The 18,107-nt window shown below is 32.5% G+C and carries 17 protein-coding genes, 2 tRNA genes and 1 pseudogene; all 20 read right to left on the bottom strand.

What is annotated here, in order from left to right; genetic code table 11:
• Window positions 1-32 precede the first annotated feature (32 nt).
• The gene (locus ACZ267_RS06770) at window positions 33-440 is read right to left on the bottom strand and encodes a DUF2992 family protein (protein WP_072519910.1); all 408 of its coding nucleotides are present in this window, start codon (window positions 438-440) and stop codon (window positions 33-35) included.
• A gap of 255 nt (window positions 441-695) precedes the next feature.
• Window positions 696-917, bottom strand: a complete 222-nt coding sequence (locus tag ACZ267_RS06765) for a hypothetical protein (RefSeq protein ID WP_053037130.1) — start codon at window positions 915-917, stop codon at window positions 696-698.
• A gap of 13 nt (window positions 918-930) precedes the next feature.
• Entirely contained in the window at window positions 931-1,434 is a 504-nt protein-coding gene (locus tag ACZ267_RS06760; protein WP_079449215.1) for a DUF1643 domain-containing protein, read from the bottom strand.
• Window positions 1,435-1,448: 14 nt separating this feature from the next.
• Entirely contained in the window at window positions 1,449-1,760 is a 312-nt protein-coding gene (locus tag ACZ267_RS06755; protein WP_079449216.1) for a DUF960 domain-containing protein, read from the bottom strand.
• Window positions 1,761-1,852: 92 nt separating this feature from the next.
• On the bottom strand, window positions 1,853-2,191 hold the full coding sequence (locus ACZ267_RS06750; RefSeq protein ID WP_079449217.1) for an SAUGI family uracil-DNA glycosylase inhibitor: 339 nt from the start codon (window positions 2,189-2,191) through the stop codon (window positions 1,853-1,855).
• Between the two features lie 88 nt (window positions 2,192-2,279).
• Window positions 2,280-3,959 (bottom strand): cassette chromosome recombinase CcrC, encoded by a 1,680-nt coding sequence (ccrC, locus tag ACZ267_RS06745; RefSeq protein WP_079449218.1) that lies wholly within the window; start codon window positions 3,957-3,959, stop codon window positions 2,280-2,282.
• A 226-nt stretch (window positions 3,960-4,185) separates the two neighbouring features.
• Entirely contained in the window at window positions 4,186-5,829 is a 1,644-nt protein-coding gene (locus ACZ267_RS06740; protein ID WP_079449219.1) for a DUF5906 domain-containing protein, read from the bottom strand.
• Window positions 5,826-6,197, bottom strand: coding sequence for a hypothetical protein (locus ACZ267_RS06735; RefSeq protein ID WP_060545223.1), 372 nt, complete (start codon window positions 6,195-6,197; stop codon window positions 5,826-5,828). The genes ACZ267_RS06740 and ACZ267_RS06735 overlap by 4 nt, the downstream gene beginning before the upstream one ends.
• Window positions 6,190-7,290 (bottom strand): DNA polymerase family A protein, encoded by a 1,101-nt coding sequence (locus ACZ267_RS06730; RefSeq protein WP_060545225.1) that lies wholly within the window; start codon window positions 7,288-7,290, stop codon window positions 6,190-6,192. The genes ACZ267_RS06735 and ACZ267_RS06730 overlap by 8 nt, the downstream gene beginning before the upstream one ends.
• 227 nt (window positions 7,291-7,517) lie before the next feature.
• On the bottom strand, window positions 7,518-8,993 hold the full coding sequence (locus tag ACZ267_RS06725; protein ID WP_060546705.1) for a DUF6038 family protein: 1,476 nt from the start codon (window positions 8,991-8,993) through the stop codon (window positions 7,518-7,520).
• A gap of 85 nt (window positions 8,994-9,078) precedes the next feature.
• Window positions 9,079-9,942, bottom strand: a pseudogene (locus ACZ267_RS06720) (LEM-3-like GIY-YIG domain-containing protein).
• Window positions 9,943-10,139: 197 nt separating this feature from the next.
• Window positions 10,140-10,445: a hypothetical protein gene (locus ACZ267_RS06715; RefSeq protein WP_000677988.1), complete on the bottom strand. Its 306-nt coding sequence runs from the start codon at window positions 10,443-10,445 to the stop codon at window positions 10,140-10,142.
• 245 nt (window positions 10,446-10,690) lie between these two features.
• Window positions 10,691-11,170, bottom strand: a complete 480-nt coding sequence (gene rlmH, locus ACZ267_RS06710; protein ID WP_047210580.1) for a 23S rRNA (pseudouridine(1915)-N(3))-methyltransferase RlmH — start codon at window positions 11,168-11,170, stop codon at window positions 10,691-10,693.
• Between the two features lie 365 nt (window positions 11,171-11,535).
• Window positions 11,536-12,336, bottom strand: a complete 801-nt coding sequence (locus ACZ267_RS06705) for an MBL fold metallo-hydrolase (protein WP_047210721.1) — start codon at window positions 12,334-12,336, stop codon at window positions 11,536-11,538.
• A 474-nt stretch (window positions 12,337-12,810) separates the two neighbouring features.
• On the bottom strand, window positions 12,811-13,602 hold the full coding sequence (locus tag ACZ267_RS06700; RefSeq protein ID WP_047210581.1) for a two-component system regulatory protein YycI: 792 nt from the start codon (window positions 13,600-13,602) through the stop codon (window positions 12,811-12,813).
• Window positions 13,603-14,940, bottom strand: coding sequence for a two-component system activity regulator YycH (gene yycH, locus ACZ267_RS06695; protein ID WP_002466408.1), 1,338 nt, complete (start codon window positions 14,938-14,940; stop codon window positions 13,603-13,605).
• Window positions 14,933-16,759 (bottom strand): cell wall metabolism sensor histidine kinase WalK, encoded by a 1,827-nt coding sequence (gene walK, locus ACZ267_RS06690; protein ID WP_047210583.1) that lies wholly within the window; start codon window positions 16,757-16,759, stop codon window positions 14,933-14,935. Before walK ends, yycH begins: the two co-directional genes overlap by 8 nt.
• Window positions 16,760-16,771: 12 nt before the next feature.
• Window positions 16,772-17,473 (bottom strand): response regulator YycF, encoded by a 702-nt coding sequence (gene yycF, locus ACZ267_RS06685; protein WP_002451565.1) that lies wholly within the window; start codon window positions 17,471-17,473, stop codon window positions 16,772-16,774.
• Between the two features lie 470 nt (window positions 17,474-17,943).
• Window positions 17,944-18,016 (bottom strand) — tRNA-Asp (locus ACZ267_RS06680).
• A gap of 7 nt (window positions 18,017-18,023) precedes the next feature.
• Window positions 18,024-18,098, bottom strand: a tRNA-Glu gene (locus tag ACZ267_RS06675).
• Window positions 18,099-18,107 lie beyond the last annotated feature (9 nt).

Genomic DNA, 18,107 nt, shown 5'->3' with positions numbered 1-18,107 from the left:
TCCCTAACTGCAAAGTGAAGGATGCTCTTATATTAATGACCTTTATGTTTTTCTTTAGCCTTTATCACTTTAATTTTTCGCTTTCTTTTTTTGTCTGCTTCTTTTTGGAGCTTGTTTTTCTTTTTAGACAACTTCCTTTTAAGCTCTTGTTCTTTTTTTAAAGCCTGTTGAGATTGTGTTGTTATCGGATGTTTTTTTTGCTCTTTTGCAACTTTACGCTGTAATTTTTTAGGATTAATTTTATTCTTAGATTTCTTAGTTTTGGTTGAAGCTTTACTATTGTCAATCAATTTTAATAGGCGTTGGTTAATAAACTTAAAAATAGTTTTACTATCTGGTTCTGTTCCGAATACATACTTTACAAAAAATGATTTTTGTTGCTGCTTATATTCAATTAACCCTACAAAAAATTGACCGTCATGAAAAATCGTGAGTTTCATGTTGTCCCTCCTCTTAATTTCTATGAAATGAAGGACGACCTGAGGAGGAAGGTTACTGACAAATACTACATTTGCATTGGGACTACCAACCCAATTGTGTTTTTACATTTCACACCTATATATTAGCAGATATAAGCATATCTTCCAAAATAGAATATATTTTAGAACTAGCTAATAATAATTTTTTAGAAAAAAATATAAGAGCATCCCTCACCACAAAGTGAAGGATGCTCTATTTTTATTGAAATATACATTTCATTTTGTTAAATAGCGATTAATAATATTTTGAAAATCATTGTTAAGTACCGTTGTTATAGAGTCATCATTCATAAAATCATCATAGATTTTATCAAGTATTTCCTCGTCATCGATCGCTGTGAAATGATGTACTAAACCTTTTACTATTGATACATAATTTTGTGATGCTAAACAACTAGCAATCGTTTTCCAATCTGACTGTGTAGTGTCATCGTTCATAGATAATCCTCCTTTATTTTAGTGTCCATTTTTGACGTGCTTTAGGATTGAGTGGATGCATGATTTCGTTCGTTACTGGATTCATGAGTCTTTTGACTTTCTTTTTATGAGGTTTTAACATTTCCATCACTTGCTCAACACGTTCGACGACAACCGGTCGCTTTGCATAAGCACCATAGGCTAAAATCACTGTTTCACTTTCACTAATCGCTTTCATCAAGTGGATGTCTGTGTGTTTATCATAAGGTTCTTTGATATGTTTAAGGTTTTCAGGTGTTTTAATATTAGAGAATAGATTTACAAGATATACAGCACCATATCGTTCTGAATTCGCTAATTGATTGAGGATAAGAACAGTTGTGAGATCGAGTGATAATACACCATCTAAATGAGGATACATCGTTATCACTGTACAAGCGGGTTTCTTTTCATCCCATGTTTTCTTCAGTAAGTAGCGATGTTGTTCATCATTGCTAAATATCGCTTCTGTGTATATTGTACTTTTAATCGTATTCATACAGGTCACTCCTTTTAATATTCTTCTGACAAAAGCATTACATAATAAAAAGCGTCTACGTCATCTTCACGAATGACATAGACTTTCTTAGGTAATGCATTTTGATTTTTTACATAGTTTGTATAGTGATATTCCAATTTGTATACGGGTTGTTCTTGCTCATGTATGATTGACAGTATATTCTTATTTTCTTGCAGTCTAAAAATGTGTAGGTAATCTGTCTGAAATTGATTGTCCCGTTCTTTTACCATATTCCAAAGTAAGATTTGAAGGTCTAGAGATAAATGTTCACTAACACCTCTTGTAATATATCGATTGATTTTCATACTATTTTCCTCCGTTTTGTTTTTCTTTCATGATGTCGATGACTTCGTTGATGACTGTGACGGATAATTGGGCAACCTTGATCCAGTTCATATTACTTCCCTCCTTTTGGTAATAAGTAGCGTTCATCAATAATAATTTGATGAGTATCATTTAAAAATATAAAGTCTAAATCAAAATTATCTAAATAACCTATTGCTACTAATTCCTTATCTAGATAACATAAAAAAGGGTAAATGCTGATTTCATGTAATTCATCATTGTAATAGGTAAAAGTATTTAAAATTTTATGTTCAAGTGGACTATTTTTAATATATTTTTCAGGTAATACATCTTCAGCCACCGCATCTACGGTTTCACAAGCCCAAGTTTCTTGATAATTTAATTTAAATCGTTCAGTAATATACGTTTTAAGTTGTTTGCTTAGCGTCATTATAATGACCTCCTTAATTAATAATGTGTACTCCATAAATAAAATATATATTTATAAAATGTTTCAAAATCCCTCCACTTTTGTCACTCTAAAAAAGTGGTAAAAGTGATAAATTTTCGACCCTATTTTCATTTGTGACATTTATCACAAAGTTAAATTTAGGCATAAAAAAATCCCCACAATCCTTTTTAATGGATTGTGGGAGAAGAGATTCATCTATTTTATATTTAACCAGTTTTACTTGTTTATCTGTCGTAATTTCAATTGAATCAATTAACATTTTCATAAGTTGATTTTTAGCTTCGGGTGTAGCCTTTCTTAAGTACACGCTGAATCGTGTTATCATCAAAATGAGTCGTCCTTTTAATTTATCAAAATTAGGTATTTCATCCTGTGATTGATTTGCTTGTTGCGCTTCTTTAATTTGTTGATCTAATACTTCTAACTGTTGATTCATTTGACTTTGTTTAGCTTTTAACATTTCGCTATCCATCTGATCATCTAAGAACAATTCTAACAATCGTTCTTGTTGTGTTTTAAGCTTAGCTTTTTGTTTTTCTAAACTATCAATGTCATATTTAATTTCTGTTTGGTTACTATGCTTTTGTTTCAGTTCTTCTATCACATTTGACGCAATCTGCTTGATAATATCTGGTTGAGACAGAATACGATTCAAATGAACATTAATTACACGCTCGACGACTTCAGCATTGATGGAATTACTGTGACATGCAGAACTCCCTGAACGATTGAATAAGGAACAAATGTAATAACGCTTGATTGTCCGTTCTTTGGACTTTTTCGTTTTATAATACGTCCGTCGACATACCATATTATTTCCGCATTCTGGGCATTTAATAAGACCACGTAAGTAGAAATCTCCACCAATAGGTCTGCCCGGTTTAAAACTTTTAGAAGCTAATTTTTCATGAACTTTGTCAAATACCTCTTCACTTATAATGGCTTCATGTTTACCTTTGACCAATATCACATCATTTTTATCACTTTTGCCACTTCTTCGCTGTACAGCCCAGTTTTGATGGTTATTGAATCTGACATAGCCTTTATAGACTGGATTATTCAAAATGTATTTAACACCATACACTGAAAATGGCTTTTGATTAATAGTACGATACCCCTTTTGATTAAGTACGGTTGTAATGGCTTTGAGGCCTTTATTATGATTCAAATATAAATCGAAAATTTCACGTACAATATTAGCTTCATTTTCATCGATAACCAAATCATTTTTCTGTGTAAGTGGATTAAGTGATAATTTGTAGCCTAAAACACGACCGGTGATTGCCTCTCCGCTCCTTGCCTTAGCATTCATAGAAAGTTTCACATTGGAAATCAAAGTCTGGCGTTCTATAGATCCTATTAACCCAAACATTGTAACGAGTACTTCTCCAGAAGCATTGGATGTATCAATATTCTCAGAAATCGATTTATACCCTACGTCATGTTCTTTGAATTCATGAATAATATTAAACACGTCTCTCATTGATCGTGAGATACGATTCAATTTCCAACTTAATACCATTTCTATTTTATTATCCTTAACATCTTGTAATAGACGTTTCATTGCCGGACGACCTTCAATATTTTTACCTGAAATGCCTGAGTCAGTATATGTCTCATAGTCATAACCTGGGAAATTTTTCACAACTTCTTTGATGAGTACTTGTTCCTGCTCCTTTACAGAATAACCATGTTCTGACTGCTCAGACGTACTAACACGTGAATAAAGTGCAATTTTACCCTTCATATCATACCGTTCTCCTTTTATTAGATTATTGCTACAGACTATCGGTCTTGTAACAACATATAGATAATATATATTTATAATTTCGTTTCATTTTTATCACTTTTACCACTTAATTATATGAGTACTACAGGCAGTTGCCTGTAGTACGTAATTAGATTACTTACCTTTATTGATACGTTCTTCTATGATAGGCACAAGCACTTCTACAAATGCTTCAATTTGTTCATTATTCATCGTCAAAGTCCTCCCAATCAAAATCCAAATTCTCTTCATCTAATGCCTCATCGTCTGTTATATTTTCATTTTTATCTAATGAAATAATATTATCTTTTTCCGAAATATCATGAATCTCTTTTTTATTGGCTTCTTTCCAACCTAAATCAATCCAATAATCGTAGCCATTGTATAGTTTGGTTTGAGTATTAAAGTTTGCTTGAATTAACTGATTAATAACCTGAGAACTCACCTTTATTTCTTCATTAATAACTTTATTTAACTCGGATACTTTGATTCGTGATCCTGATTTGATTTCTATAAGTTTTCTGAGTAAATTAATACATGCTTTCTGATTTGCAATACTTACGGACCTGCTAGAAACAAATTCATATCCAAAATTTAACCAATCGTGAGTAATTTCAGTGACACGGCTATTTTCAAGGTACTCGATATCTGCTTTTACAATCTGTTGATACACATACATCAAGTAAAGAAAGATTTCTTTCTTCTCACTCTGGAGCTTATCAATTAATGAAGTGTCCGCTTTTTCAACATAATACTCACATGGAATAATATTAATTCGACGCTCCAAAGCTTTCGCATGTTCAGGAGGAAAATTAAGTATCGCATTTGTACTAAAAATAAGTTTCAAATCCAAAATGACTTCCACTTGAGTTTTTCCTTTACGATCAACATGCATTGATTCTACAGATAATAACTTTTTGAAGTCATTTACAATCTTTTCTTGAATCCTAGATTGCCCAATTTCATGACTTGCCATTAGACTTTTGTCAATTAAACTTTCTTTGTCAAAACGACCTTCAAGCTCATTAAGTGGCTTAGACACAATATCTTTACTATAGAAAAATGATTTAACTAGTTCAATATATACAGATTTACCATTCTTAGCTCCGCCATATAATATGAGACCCCTACGGTATTTAGTATCAGCTGTAAGTAATACTGCTGTATGTTGGAAAAGAAAGTATTGTAAATCATCGTCATAATTCGCAAGTTGTAACATATATTGCTTAAAATAAGGCGGTATCTTATCAGTAATTACATCATTTGTACTTAATGATAAATTCAATCGTGTTTTTGGAAAGATATCGATTGAATTTTTAACGACTTGAAATGTATTAAGATCGAACATATTTTCACCACAACCAATATAGTGCTCATTCTCAACAAGTTCTTCTACATCTGTTGATTTTTGCAATCCATCTACGACATTTTTTAGAGTGCTTAGTGAAGGCTTATAATCTACAAGCAATACTTGTATCATTTTAGATATCAACCCTTGTAATTCATCTCCACTTATCTTTTGCCACCCGTTAGCTTTGAAAATAAACAGTTCTGAATTAAAGCGTTTGATATGAAAAACTTTTATCATCATTTCCATGAGTACGGTGTCATTAGGATTCTTCTTAATACCAAAATAACTATAGATGGTAGGTCGATAATCCGTATCTTTTGGGATATTAAGTCGTAACTGATCGATAAGTTCGTTATACACGGTTTCACCTTGAGCTGTTTCTTCTATTTCATCGTTATTATTAACAGGAATAGTTAGGATAGCAATCAGACCTTGACGGTCGATTGCCTCCTTGGCCACACTTAATAGCTTAGATAACATTTGTAATATATGATTCATGATAATACGCCTCCAAACGCATCTAACGATGCTACATCTTGTACATAATAGTTACCGCTATATTGACCTAATAGAATTAAATGTTTCTGATCAATATAAGGCTCATAGTTTTCATGACTTGCGCTATAGTTACTATGACGTTCGAGCCAGTCATTAATTGATAATTGTTGATGTGTCGCATTGACCACAACACTACGGTTCACATAGTATATTTGTTGATCTATCTCTATTTCATACGTAAATTGATGTTTTATGTCGCCTGAGTAATCTGTCTCAGTCACAGAATGTAATGTAGCAACGTATATAGATCCTTCTTTTAACAATGTACTTTGGGGAATTTGAAGACTTTTTCCTCTATCATTATTCATTGTCTATACCTCCTAAAGCTTCCACTGTCACATGTGCAAATTCACCATTAAACAGTTGATTAGCTGTATCTTTCATGAGCTGTGCTACACTTTGTGCAATCTCCTTATCATTACATTCAATCATAATCGCATCGTGTATCGGCACTATAATCTTGAACGTTTTTTGTTCGCACTGTGCTTTGTACACTTCCAACAAAATGTGCTTGAAAATATAGCTCGCTACCGTTTGTACGTAAATTGCCATAATACTACTACCTTGAAATGCGCTCATATCATGTTCAATGCCGTAGGGCATAGCCATGGTTTTATGCTCTTCGATTTGTTTCTTAAGTTCAATGACTTTTGTAAATTGGCTGATCGCATCCAACCATTGCACTTCACTTACATATTGTTTCAACTTAAATTTAGGACTATCGAAGTTGCCGCCAAATAGAAACGAACCAATAAATGCACGTTTAACGAACTTTTTCTCCTTTTTGGACAATGATAAATCTTCTAGTAATGCGTCATATAAACCTTCTTTATGATTCAAATAGTCAATCAGTTTAGAATCTTGCGTCATGTATCCAACAACCGAAGGGTCAAATGACTTGAAATCGATTGTATATACCTTTTTGAATTGTGAAGGTAAAATCATACGTTGGACTGATTTTGGTAAGCCTTGGATATTAAAATTTTTAGTTGTGATTCGATGTGTCCGTGTACCAATCAACGATAATTGCGTATATAATCGATTCGAACCATTTAATGCCTGTTCTAACCTATCAAATAGGTTTTCGATCTTATCAGAATGTTCATCAGTCTTGGCTCTTTCAAGCATTGTTGCTTTGATATCAGGTAATTTTTCAATATTAAATTTAATGGATTCTGATTCAATCTCTTCCTTTAATGCTTCCAATCCTTGATGTACTTCCACATATTGGTCTAACTTAGCTTGTTCGTCAGCTAAAAGTGCATTATATTTTTGATCTAGCAGTTGGCTGAATTGTTGTTGCAGCTGCTGAACTTCATCTTGATTTGAAAATTTGTTCATTAACCATTGCTGTGTTTTGTCACTTTGAGTCAATGACATCAGTTTGTCTCTTGTCTCCATATAAATCTGCTCCTTTATAGCAGAAAGTTGCGCGCTAACTTTTGCTTTAATTTTTTATTTGTCTTGGCCTCGACAATGTATAATTTAGCAATATTATCCTAAGATGTAATTGAGTTATTAAAAAATCACCAAAAAAAAATAAACCCAACAAACCTTGTTATATCAATGTTTGTTGGGTTTATTTTTTTATTTAAATTTATTCTTATGTTTAACTCTAAAAAACAATCTTAATCTTTTTTAGAACCAAATCTACGATTTTTAATCGCTTTTTTAAAGTCTTCTACGAAAGGTCCTACCATGAAATTATCAAAGCTGTAGCCAGACTCTTCTACCTTTGACAGTGTATTCAATGCCTGGGTTACAAAGTAGCTTCCTTGTTCTGTTATTTCGTTTCTCACTACCATTTTGGCATTTGAATAGTTTAACTTCACTTTATCGTTACTTATATATCTGTCAATTTTAATAATTGCATTATGTACATCTTCAATAGCATATCTTACGTAATCACTATTTATCTTATTAAAATATTTCGGATTAATGCTATATTTCATTAATTCACTTTCTAACCTCTCTAAATCAAACTTAGCTTGTAAAAAGAAATCTAAATAGCTCGGCTGTTTATTTGCACTCTCTAAATTAGCTTCGATAATTTTTATTTTCTTAATAATATTACTTTGATTCATTGTATGTAACCTATTCTTTTTGTAATATAAAATTCCAAAATTTTGAGAGCTACGTCTTAATGTACTATTATTCCAAAATTGTTGATTTTTATAAAATTCTGCTACGTCCCACTTTCTATTATTTTTAACTAATTCATGATCAATCAGCTTAGATATATTTTTAATGGAATCTTTATGAATATTTTTTCTCAATTTGTTTTTCTTCTCTAAACTTTCGATAAAATTACTATCAGCTCTTTGTGAACGTTTTAGCATATCTGCAATTAACCAATCAAGCTCAGTATACTCTGTTTCCTCATAGTCCCATATATCTTTTATTAGACTATCTAAGGGTAATTGATTTTTTTTATATAGGAGATGATTTAATTCATAATCATTTTTAGGATTTCTACCTTCTATTATTGCTTTTGTATATGCTTCTAATTCATTATTTTCTTCAATTTGATTATTTCTATGTTCTTTTGCGAGAAATTGAAAAATTGTTTCGTCTATAGATTTTAATACCTCATTTTGCAGTTCAACTCTTTTATGTAATGGTAAGGTTGTCATATATTGGTATAGCTCTTGTTCTTTTTTATTAATTGATTCACCAATATTTAACAATGCTTTTGTATTCTGGTACACATCTTTCATAAGTATATCAGCAATTAACCTTTTGTATTGAATTTCATTGATAGATTTCATTAACTGATAAATATATTTCATGTAACTAGAGTTATCTATATTTTCAATCATCTCTTTTTTAGATTTTCCGTTTTGTTTAAAAGCTTTGGAATTTATATCCACTGGGTAATAGTCAATACTTTTTAGTAGCACCTTTATTAATTCTTTTGCGACGCCATTAAATGTATATTGATTATTTTTATCTTGGCCTTTGTAATTGTGAAAAATTTTCATATCAATTTTAAAAAGCTTAGCAATAGTTTCCATTTTTTTATTAAACTTATGCGGAGTAAGTCCTAATTCTAATCGAATATCCTCTTTTGAGTATAGTTTTTTTACAATATCATCTGATGGCATAGCATTCTCTCCTTTAATTAACATCTATATATACGAGTATAAAATTTTCAAAGGCTAATTCAAGGAATTGGATGTTTTTATTCATTTAATCAACTTTCATTGTCCCATTATTTATATATGCTGTAGCGCTACCACTACCAAATCTTAAATCTGGTAGTGCTTTTTTGTATAAATTCAATTTTTTTAGAGTAGCATCTCTTTCTGAAAGCCCAATAAACGCATATCTCATTCTACCATTATTTGTTTCGATACTCTCCGCTTGTTCAAATGATACTTCATAAGCTGAGACAACTGCATTATTAGCACCTGTATTGATACCAATAATATATTTTATTTTATGTATTTTATCTTTTCCTATTATCCAACTACCTAATGTACGCGATTTAAGGTTATTTCTATCACGTTTACTTTCATTAATAGGATACTCTTTACTTTCATCCTTATCTAATAGAAATGCATCTCTGATTTTCACTGCTAAAATTAATTCATTCGTATTTATGTTTTCAAGATTAATTGAATCGTAGCCAAATTCATTTTCTAAATCTTCAACTAAGTATGCCTTAGATCCATGACCGTTAATCATATTTGTTAGTTTCGTTTTATTTGTTAGGTTAAGAAAGTTTATAAGAACATTTTCTGCGGAAAATGCTTAGGATTCGGTTAATCCATAACTGACTATATATCCTAAAACATTCAAATCATTGCTACAAATTTCGTTAATTCTATTAAATTTCAAGTTATCTTTATTTTCTTCTATAAATATATCTTCGTACAATACTTTTTTCTGCGCATCTTGTTTATGTTTAAATATTCTATTCCCCTTACCTTTACCAACATAAAAGCATTCATCATTTCTTGGGTCCATCAAACAGTATACATAAAATACGTGTTGTTGATCTTTTTCTAGTTGTGCTAGTGTCGATTCAGAAAATTGATTAATGTGTTTCAATAAAATCTCTCCTTCTTTGTAGACATATTCATTTTTATACTAATTAATATCATTCCCAAAAAAATTTCTATACAAAAGAGAAAAATATTATTTATCGTTTAACTTAAATCTTCAATATATAGGTGGGCCTATGTATCATTTTGTGCCAATTTGAAAAAACGGGAATCCAGTCTGTTTCTGAGTGTATTTCAACTTTCTTATAGTAAACATTGCCTTAATATGATGAACTTCAATAAAACTTTCCCTATGCCCCATAAAATTTTCTCAAAATCAAAAATAACATACCTTACAACTTTTACCGTCGATATCAATTGCTTTTTTCTTAATTTAGGATTGCTTTCAAATTTTGTACTATAACGTGAAACTACTTTTCCTTCTTTATAATTAAAATTTACTAATTCGCAATCATTTTTACTTCCATTTACAAAAACATCTACTGTTTCTAACACAAAATCTAATAAACTTCCTTTTATTAATCGTGGGCATTGTATATTTCCTTTCATTCTTTCTTGATTCCATTAGTTTAAATTTAAAATTTCATCATCAATTTCTTAATTGAATTGTAGTTCCATAATCAATATAATTTGTACAGTTATTATATATTCTAGATCATCAATAGTTGAAAAATGGTTTATTAAACACTCTATAAACATCGTATGATATTGCAAGGTATACTCCAATATTTCATATATGTAATTCCTCCACATCTCATTAAATTTTTAAATTATACACAATCTAATTTTTAGTTTTATTTATGATAAGCCTCGCCTCTCATTATCTTAAATGCTCGATATACTTGTTCTATCAATACAACGCGCATCATTTGGTGTGGGAAGGTCATCTTGCTGAATGATAGGGCGTAATTGCTGCGTTGTAAGACATCTTGATGTAGGCCGTTAGATCCGCCTATCACAAATACAAAGTCGCTTTGGCCTTGTGTCATGCGTTGATTTAGTTCTTTAGCAAGGCCTTCTGAGGACAACATTTTACCTTCAATTTCTAAAGTAATCACAGTTGCTTGTGTTTTGATTTTAGCTAATAGACGTTGTCCTTCTTTTTCTTTAACTTGTTCAATTTCTTTATCACTCATGTTTTCTGGTGCTTTTTCATCTGGCACTTCTATTATTTCAATTTTAGTATATGCACCTAATCGCTTTTCATATTCTGCGATTGCTTGTTTCCAGTATTTTTCTTTAAGTTTTCCAACTGACAGAATTGTAATTTTCATAATATCCTCCGAGATGTACTTGTTAGATTTATCCACAAGTTATCAACTTGTTCACACTATTCTCTCTTATTGTATCAGTTTATCCTCACAATTTTTATAAATTTTTATGATTTATGCACAAAATCTGTGGAATAACCTGTTATTTTGTGGATAAGTATGTGTACAATGTGGGTATTTCTGTGTGTATTGTACACAATTCTGGATAATTATGAACAATTCAGTGGATAACTTCCCGATAGTCTTAATTATTTTTATCAAGTTATCCCCTATAAATATGACTTTTAAGACTTACTTCTACCACTCTTCCACAGAAATAGCATTAAAAAAGAGCGGGATTTTCTGTCTCACTCCCGTCTAAAATTTCATTATATAGTATAAATAGGTGTCGCTTGTGCTTTATCCGTATCACATAACAATACTTCTTTTTCAGTATCTATATCATGTTGATTTAACACTTGTCCTACACTCATACGCGCTAAATCTTTCATATTATTATCTTGAGATAAATGTGAGAGATATATACGTTTGGTATTACCGGTAATCACATCAGTCATTGCTAAACCTGCATCTTCATTAGATACGTGTCCCATATCTCCTAAAATACGTTGTTTCGTCTTCCAAGGGTAACGACACATACGTAACATATCCACATCATGATTACTCTCAAAGATAAAAGCATCACTACCACGAATCATACCTTTCATTCTATCTGAAACATAACCCGTATCAGTTAAAATCGTAAATTTCTTATGATCATTATGGAAAATATAAAATTGTGGATCTATCGCATCATGAGAGACGTTAAATGACTCAATATCAAACCCAGCAATTGACTGCGTTTCATACGGATTAAAAATAAATTTCTGATCCATTGGAATACGGCTATCTTTCTTCTCAATTGCTTGCCATGTCTTTTCATTCGCATATATAGGCAAGTTATATTTACGTGCTAAGACTCCTAGACCTTTAATATGATCAATGTGCTCATGAGTCACTAATATACCGTTTAAATCTTTAATATTTCGGTCGATTTGGCCAAAGAGTTCTTCCATCTTCTTACCGGTTAGACCTACATCGACAAGGATACTTCCTTTTTCATTTTCAACAAATGTGGCATTACCAGTACTACCACTTGCTAATACACTCATGCGTATCAAGCGGCTCATCCTTTCTAATTTAAGCACTCATCCCTCTTAGTGACGTAAGAGTGCCTTCCGTATCATTTTTCTATTATTCTTTTAGTTAGTAATTAACTTTTTGAGCCGGAGACATAAACAAATGTTTCAGGCTATCATTTTGTATTGGCAGTAGTTGGCTGAATTGATTTTCACTTAACTCAAGTTTTTCAATTCTAGTCAACCTTGCCGTGGTGGAACAACGAAATCAATTTTAATAAAATGTTATTTCTGTCCCACTTCCACCCGTTCTTAAAATAGCTTATATTATACTATACCAATTCTTATATTAATCTGCCAATACTCCGTTTTTTAAACTACTCGCATAATGATAATTTTATTTTTTATCTTCACTATTTAATATTTCAAAAAAGCACAATCTTATTCATAACTTAAAAATATACATAAAAAAACTGCCGACAATGTTAAAAACGTTGTCGACAGTTTAATATTCAGTCTTGCTCCCTACTTGTCTATTACTTTTGGATTAGTGCTTGTGGCTTCGACGTAATAGGTTTGTGTGCTGTCTTTGCCGTTGTGTTTGACTTTGATTTCCCAGTTAGGTTGTAGTAGTTGCACGTTTGTTTCTTTAACGACTGAATAGTAGCCTAAACGTGCGTCCATCACTTCATCATGACGTTTGAGGTAACGGTTGTAATATAAAGCTTCTATAGCCTTTCTCGGGCCTATGACTTGGTTTTTACTACTGTTTGATCCTTTAGCCGCTTCGATGTTGTCCATCATTGTTTGTTTGTAGCTTGTTGCTTTGCCGTTATCTATATTGAAGCTAAGTCTAGCTCTACTGTTATTCATAATTGGATAACCTTGATAGGTTTGCACGAAGGTCATTGTATCTGAACCGAGTTTACTTAATTGATAATATTTACCTTTATAAACATTGTCTTTCATGTAATTCTTAATATCTTTAAGGTTTTTATCACTGACGTTAACGGTACTACCGATATCGCCATCAAGTAACTTTCCTGATTCCGATGCGCTCAAGCTTGAACGTTCTTTGGCATAACTTGAGAAATCTTTAGATTCTGCTGTGATTTGTTGCATATGCGTATCTTTCACATCTTTGTTCAAGACGTCGTCAGGGACTTTAATTTCTTCTTGTTGGAAGTTTACGCGATTATTACTTTCCGCTTCATTAATTTGTGATTTATTTACTTTATCAATATAAATCACGACGAGAAAAATATTCACAAGAATAAATACGAAAATGAATAAGGTCTTAGTCAATTTCCAGTTCATTTATTCTAGCCCCCCATCTTTATACGCATACCACTTACCGTCATATTCGACATACCAACGAGGTGTAAACTCACTATTGCGTTGTACTTCGATATCATCGTTGTTAGGTCGATCATCCATATCATAACCTACCGCGATGTTAGTCACACGCTCGAAGTCGATATTACTATTGTTTGCAAGTCCTGAACGAACAGATTCTGCACTTTCAAGTGACTTTTTATCGCCACTATTCAAGATAACATCTGTTCTTAGTAATGAGCGTCGGTAATCAAAGACACCTTTTTCACCCCAAGTAACTTGAATCTCATTTAAATCTTGTTTGTTAAACGTAGGATAACCATTTAAGAAGCGTTGATATGTTAATTCACCACTCATATTATCTGTGCTAAACAGACGGTAGTCTTCGCCTAAGAAGCCTCCATGACCATTGAGGAATTCGAATGTACCACCAATAGTATCTTCCATATTAGTTGAACTCTTCTCATCTTCTGATAAGTTTCTATAATGGTATTTCTCACTCTTATCATTGTAATTGGCTACACCTGTATTATTGTTGTAAGTTGTCACGCCACTTTGAGCACTACGGACAATCGTTGAATCATTGAATAATACGGAATTCATTTTTTCAACGTTAATAATATTGAATACCATACGATATGTCTTAATATCTTTTGGCTTTTTAGGTGCAAAAATGTGTGTGGCTTTATCAATTGTTTCTTTATTAGTAATGATTTCAGTATATTTCTCCATATCTGATTTCAGACTAGTTAATGATTGATTGACGTCTTGACCTTTAACGGATGTCTTCATTTTAACGACTTGATGTCTATCTTTACTAATTGCATATAATACGACGCGTCCTTCGTGGTCTTGATCTATTAGTAGTCGATTAAAGTTAAAATGACGCGGTGTCTTAGCATCAATATCTAAAACTTGGCTTAAATATGTTGATAACGGTAGATCATACGTAAAATCAAGAACGATAAAATTATCACTCAATTCTGGAATAATTAAATTGTGATTTCGTTTTAAATGTTGTACTGAAACAATATCTTTATCTTTTAAAGGACTAATTATTTTTGAAATTGCATGTCCTGTTGCTGGCATACCTTCTGTTTTCTCACCATTAGAATGAATAATTTGAAACGGTGTGATGGTACTATCCATTTTAGCCGTTCCTGGTTTACTAATGGGTTTAGTGTTGTCTCTCTTATTCTCCGGCGTACTATCTGCATTAGATAAGTCGGGCGAGAAATTCCAAACCATATAGGTTAAGACGATACTCATTAGTACGAGTAAGACGAGGATAATCGTTTTGATGTGCTCTTTACTATTCATCCCAATCACCGTCTTCAATGATTTCGCATGGTAGTGTTATGAAGATAGATGTACCTTGGCCTTCCACACTATTGGCCCAAATACGACCGTTATGTGCCTCAACAATTTCTTTTGAGATGGCTAGTCCAAGACCTGTACCGCCCATTTTACGTGTACGTGCTTTATCGACACGGTAGAATCTATCGAAGATTTTATCTACTTTATTAATAGGGATACCGATACCATTATCTTTAATACGAATTGTCATTCTATTGTAAAGTGCATTTTGTTTCACGTGGAACTCGACGCGTTTATCACCACGAGAATACTTCATTGCATTAGTAATGACATTATCAAATACTTGCGTCATCTTATCAGGGTCTATTTCAGCGAAAATCGTTTGTTGTGGAATTTCACGGACAAATATTGTATCTTTAGCAGCCATTTCATGTCGGTTAATAATCTTATTAATAAACATATTAAAGTCGACGATTTCTTTGGTAATTTGATCTGATTCATTATCCATTTTAGATAATTGAAGTAAGTCGTTAACAAGTCTAATCATTCGTTCTGTTTCTTCACGTGTTACGGATAAGAATTGTGGTGCTAAGTTATCATCTTTCCAAGCACCTTCTTCAAGTGCCTCAATATAACTGTTCATAGAAGTTAATGGTGTACGTAATTCATGTGATACATTAGCTACGAATTCACGACGTTCACGTTCTACTTGTTGTTGTTCTGTTACATCATGTAATACGGCAATGTAACCTGTCACAAAGCCTGTTTCTTGAACAATCGTACTGAAGTTTACACGCGCAATGATGCCTTCTTCTTCATTAATATCTAATAAGAAGCTGTCATTATTTTCTTGAATTTCATCTAATGAAAATTCTTCTTCTAAATTCAATACACTTAGCATGTAATAACCGATAAGGTCTTCTTTAGCCATGCCTAGCATTTTAAGTGCCATATCGTTAGCAATACGGACACGTCCACGTCTATCTGTCGCTAAGATACCATCACTCATATGTGTGATAACAGAGTCTAAACGACGTTTCTCACTTTCAGTATTCGCTTGTGCTTCTTGTACCCTCTTGGATAAATTATTGAATGCAAGTGCGAGTTCACCGATTTCGTCATTACCATAAATCTTAACACGCTGCGTATAGTTACCTTTAGACATCTCGACCGTCTGGTTACGCATGTCGGTAATAGGTTTGGTAATGGTTCGCGCAATGAAGAATCCGAGTATCACAGTAATAAATAATGAAATAGCGGTACCTACGATAAAGATTTGGTTAATATTGTTAAGTTGGTTATATACATCATTGATTTTCGATTCTATGTAAATATTACCTATCGTTTGTTTATCAACTTTAACTGGTATGTTATAAACCCAAACCCGTTCCTTACCATTACCATAGTCTTTTAACACCATATGGTTGTTACTTTGACCAAGTGATAATGCCTTTTGAACAGAACTATCGTTGGCTTTTTGATTGATTAAATCGCGGTTAGACTGCTTGGTTGTTGCCATAATAATTTGGTCTTTGTCTATAAAGCGGATTTCACCAATTTCTTGACGGTTGGCATACTCGCTCAAAAGATTTTGTATATCCTTTTGAGCGTTGACCGAACCTTTTTCGTTATATACTTTTTCAATGCTTACATCTAATTGTTTTGCATATTGTGTAATGTTCTTTTTAAAATTATCGAGTAATTCCTTTTCCAAACTATTAGTAAAATAGAGACCAATAATTTGCATACCAATAATAATCAGTAAGACATAGACAATGACCAGTTTCGTGTGAAGGGATTGGAGTTGTTTTAGCCACTTCATTCAACTAAACCTCTAATCATGTTGTTGGAGGAAGTATCCAACGCCTCTACGTGTCACAATGTATTCTGGGTGTGATGGATCGTCTTCGATTTTTTCACGTAAACGGCGAATCGTTACGTCTACTGTACGTACATCTCCAAAGTAATCATAACCCCACACAGTTTGTAATAAATGTTCACGTGTCATTACTTGGCCCATATGTTTAGAAAGATAATGGAACAACTCAAATTCACGGTGTGTTAACTCGATGTCATCACCACGTTTTTTAATTGAATACGCATCTGGATAAATGACGATATCTTTAATAGAAATTTCATTTGTTGCGTCATTGACTTCTTGCGCTGGTTGAGAATAATGACGACGTAAGTTTGCTTTTACACGTGCAATTAATTCGCGTGTACTAAATGGTTTCGTCACATAGTCATCTGCACCTAATTCTAATCCTAAAACTTTATCAATTTCAGAATCTTTCGCAGTTAACATGATGATAGGCATTTCGAATTTTTTACGTACTTCACGGCATACTTCCATGCCGTCTCTACCAGGTAACATAATGTCTAATAATACGATGTCTGGTTCTTCCTCATATATTAAATCTACAGCGTCGTTACCATCGTACGCGCAGAATACATCGTATCCTTCTTTTTTAAGATTAAATTCTAAAATATCAGCAATTGGTTTTTCATCGTCGACTACCACAACTTTTCTAGCCATATATATAAACCTCATTTCTCAAAGTATAATTCTACCGTTCGGCTTATCTTAATTCGTATCGCTTGAGACCTTTCACGAAGCTCAAACGCATGTGCTTATTCAACACAGTTACTACTATCTAATTTACCATTTATGAACGGTTAATTCTATTTTTGTATAAAAAATTATAGAATAATATTATATATAAGTTTACCACCAAAATTCTATATCACAAAATAAGTTGAATGCTTTCAGTAAGCTGAAAATTCAAAAGATATTAATTTCATAATTTTGTAATATTAAAATTTAGTATAAAACCGATTAATTCAATGTTTTTCATTTGCTTCTTACGATAATTAGGGAAATGTTAAGTTTCGATTGCCGAATGTCATCGACTTGTAAAATGAGGAATAATTATTAAATAAAATGGCATTGCTTTCATTGATAATAAAAGGACATAAAAAAATGCCTACCCTCTTGGGTAGGCAATACGGTCTCGACGGGAATCGAACCCGCGATCTCCTGCGTGACAGGCAGGCGTGTTAACCGCTACACTACGAGACCTAAAAAATGGTGACTCCTACGGGACTCGAACCCGTGTTACCGCCGTGAAAGGGCGGTGTCTTAACCGCTTGACCAAGGAGCCGTTCTTAAG

It is taken from the genome of Staphylococcus sp. AC872 (assembly GCF_979255425.1).
Note: the sequence above shows the minus strand (reverse complement) of the source record. Positions and strands in the feature narration are given on the sequence as shown.

Excerpts from the sequence above, each read along its gene's own strand:
- ACZ267_RS06750 (WP_079449217.1), bottom strand. The coding sequence starts at position 2,191 with ATGACGCTAAGCAAACAACTTAAAACGTATATTACTGAACGATTTAAA.
- yycF (WP_002451565.1), bottom strand. The coding sequence starts at position 17,473 with ATGGCTAGAAAAGTTGTGGTAGTCGACGATGAAAAACCAATTGCTGAT.
- ccrC (WP_079449218.1), bottom strand. The coding sequence starts at position 3,959 with ATGAAGGGTAAAATTGCACTTTATTCACGTGTTAGTACGTCTGAGCAG.
- ACZ267_RS06760 (WP_079449215.1), bottom strand. The coding sequence starts at position 1,434 with ATGAATACGATTAAAAGTACAATATACACAGAAGCGATATTTAGCAAT.
- ACZ267_RS06725 (WP_060546705.1), bottom strand. The coding sequence starts at position 8,993 with ATGCCATCAGATGATATTGTAAAAAAACTATACTCAAAAGAGGATATT.
- ACZ267_RS06700 (WP_047210581.1), bottom strand. The coding sequence starts at position 13,602 with ATGAACTGGAAATTGACTAAGACCTTATTCATTTTCGTATTTATTCTT.
- ACZ267_RS06730 (WP_060545225.1), bottom strand. The coding sequence starts at position 7,290 with ATGGAGACAAGAGACAAACTGATGTCATTGACTCAAAGTGACAAAACA.
- ACZ267_RS06740 (WP_079449219.1), bottom strand. The coding sequence starts at position 5,829 with ATGAATCATATATTACAAATGTTATCTAAGCTATTAAGTGTGGCCAAG.
- yycH (WP_002466408.1), bottom strand. The coding sequence starts at position 14,940 with ATGAATAGTAAAGAGCACATCAAAACGATTATCCTCGTCTTACTCGTA.
- walK (WP_047210583.1), bottom strand. The coding sequence starts at position 16,759 with ATGAAGTGGCTAAAACAACTCCAATCCCTTCACACGAAACTGGTCATT.
- ACZ267_RS06735 (WP_060545223.1), bottom strand. The coding sequence starts at position 6,197 with ATGAATAATGATAGAGGAAAAAGTCTTCAAATTCCCCAAAGTACATTG.
- ACZ267_RS06770 (WP_072519910.1), bottom strand. The coding sequence starts at position 440 with ATGAAACTCACGATTTTTCATGACGGTCAATTTTTTGTAGGGTTAATT.
- ACZ267_RS06715 (WP_000677988.1), bottom strand. The coding sequence starts at position 10,445 with ATGAAAGGAAATATACAATGCCCACGATTAATAAAAGGAAGTTTATTA.
- ACZ267_RS06705 (WP_047210721.1), bottom strand. The coding sequence starts at position 12,336 with ATGAGCCGCTTGATACGCATGAGTGTATTAGCAAGTGGTAGTACTGGT.
- ACZ267_RS06755 (WP_079449216.1), bottom strand. The coding sequence starts at position 1,760 with ATGAAAATCAATCGATATATTACAAGAGGTGTTAGTGAACATTTATCT.
- rlmH (WP_047210580.1), bottom strand. The coding sequence starts at position 11,170 with ATGAAAATTACAATTCTGTCAGTTGGAAAACTTAAAGAAAAATACTGG.
- ACZ267_RS06765 (WP_053037130.1), bottom strand. The coding sequence starts at position 917 with ATGAACGATGACACTACACAGTCAGATTGGAAAACGATTGCTAGTTGT.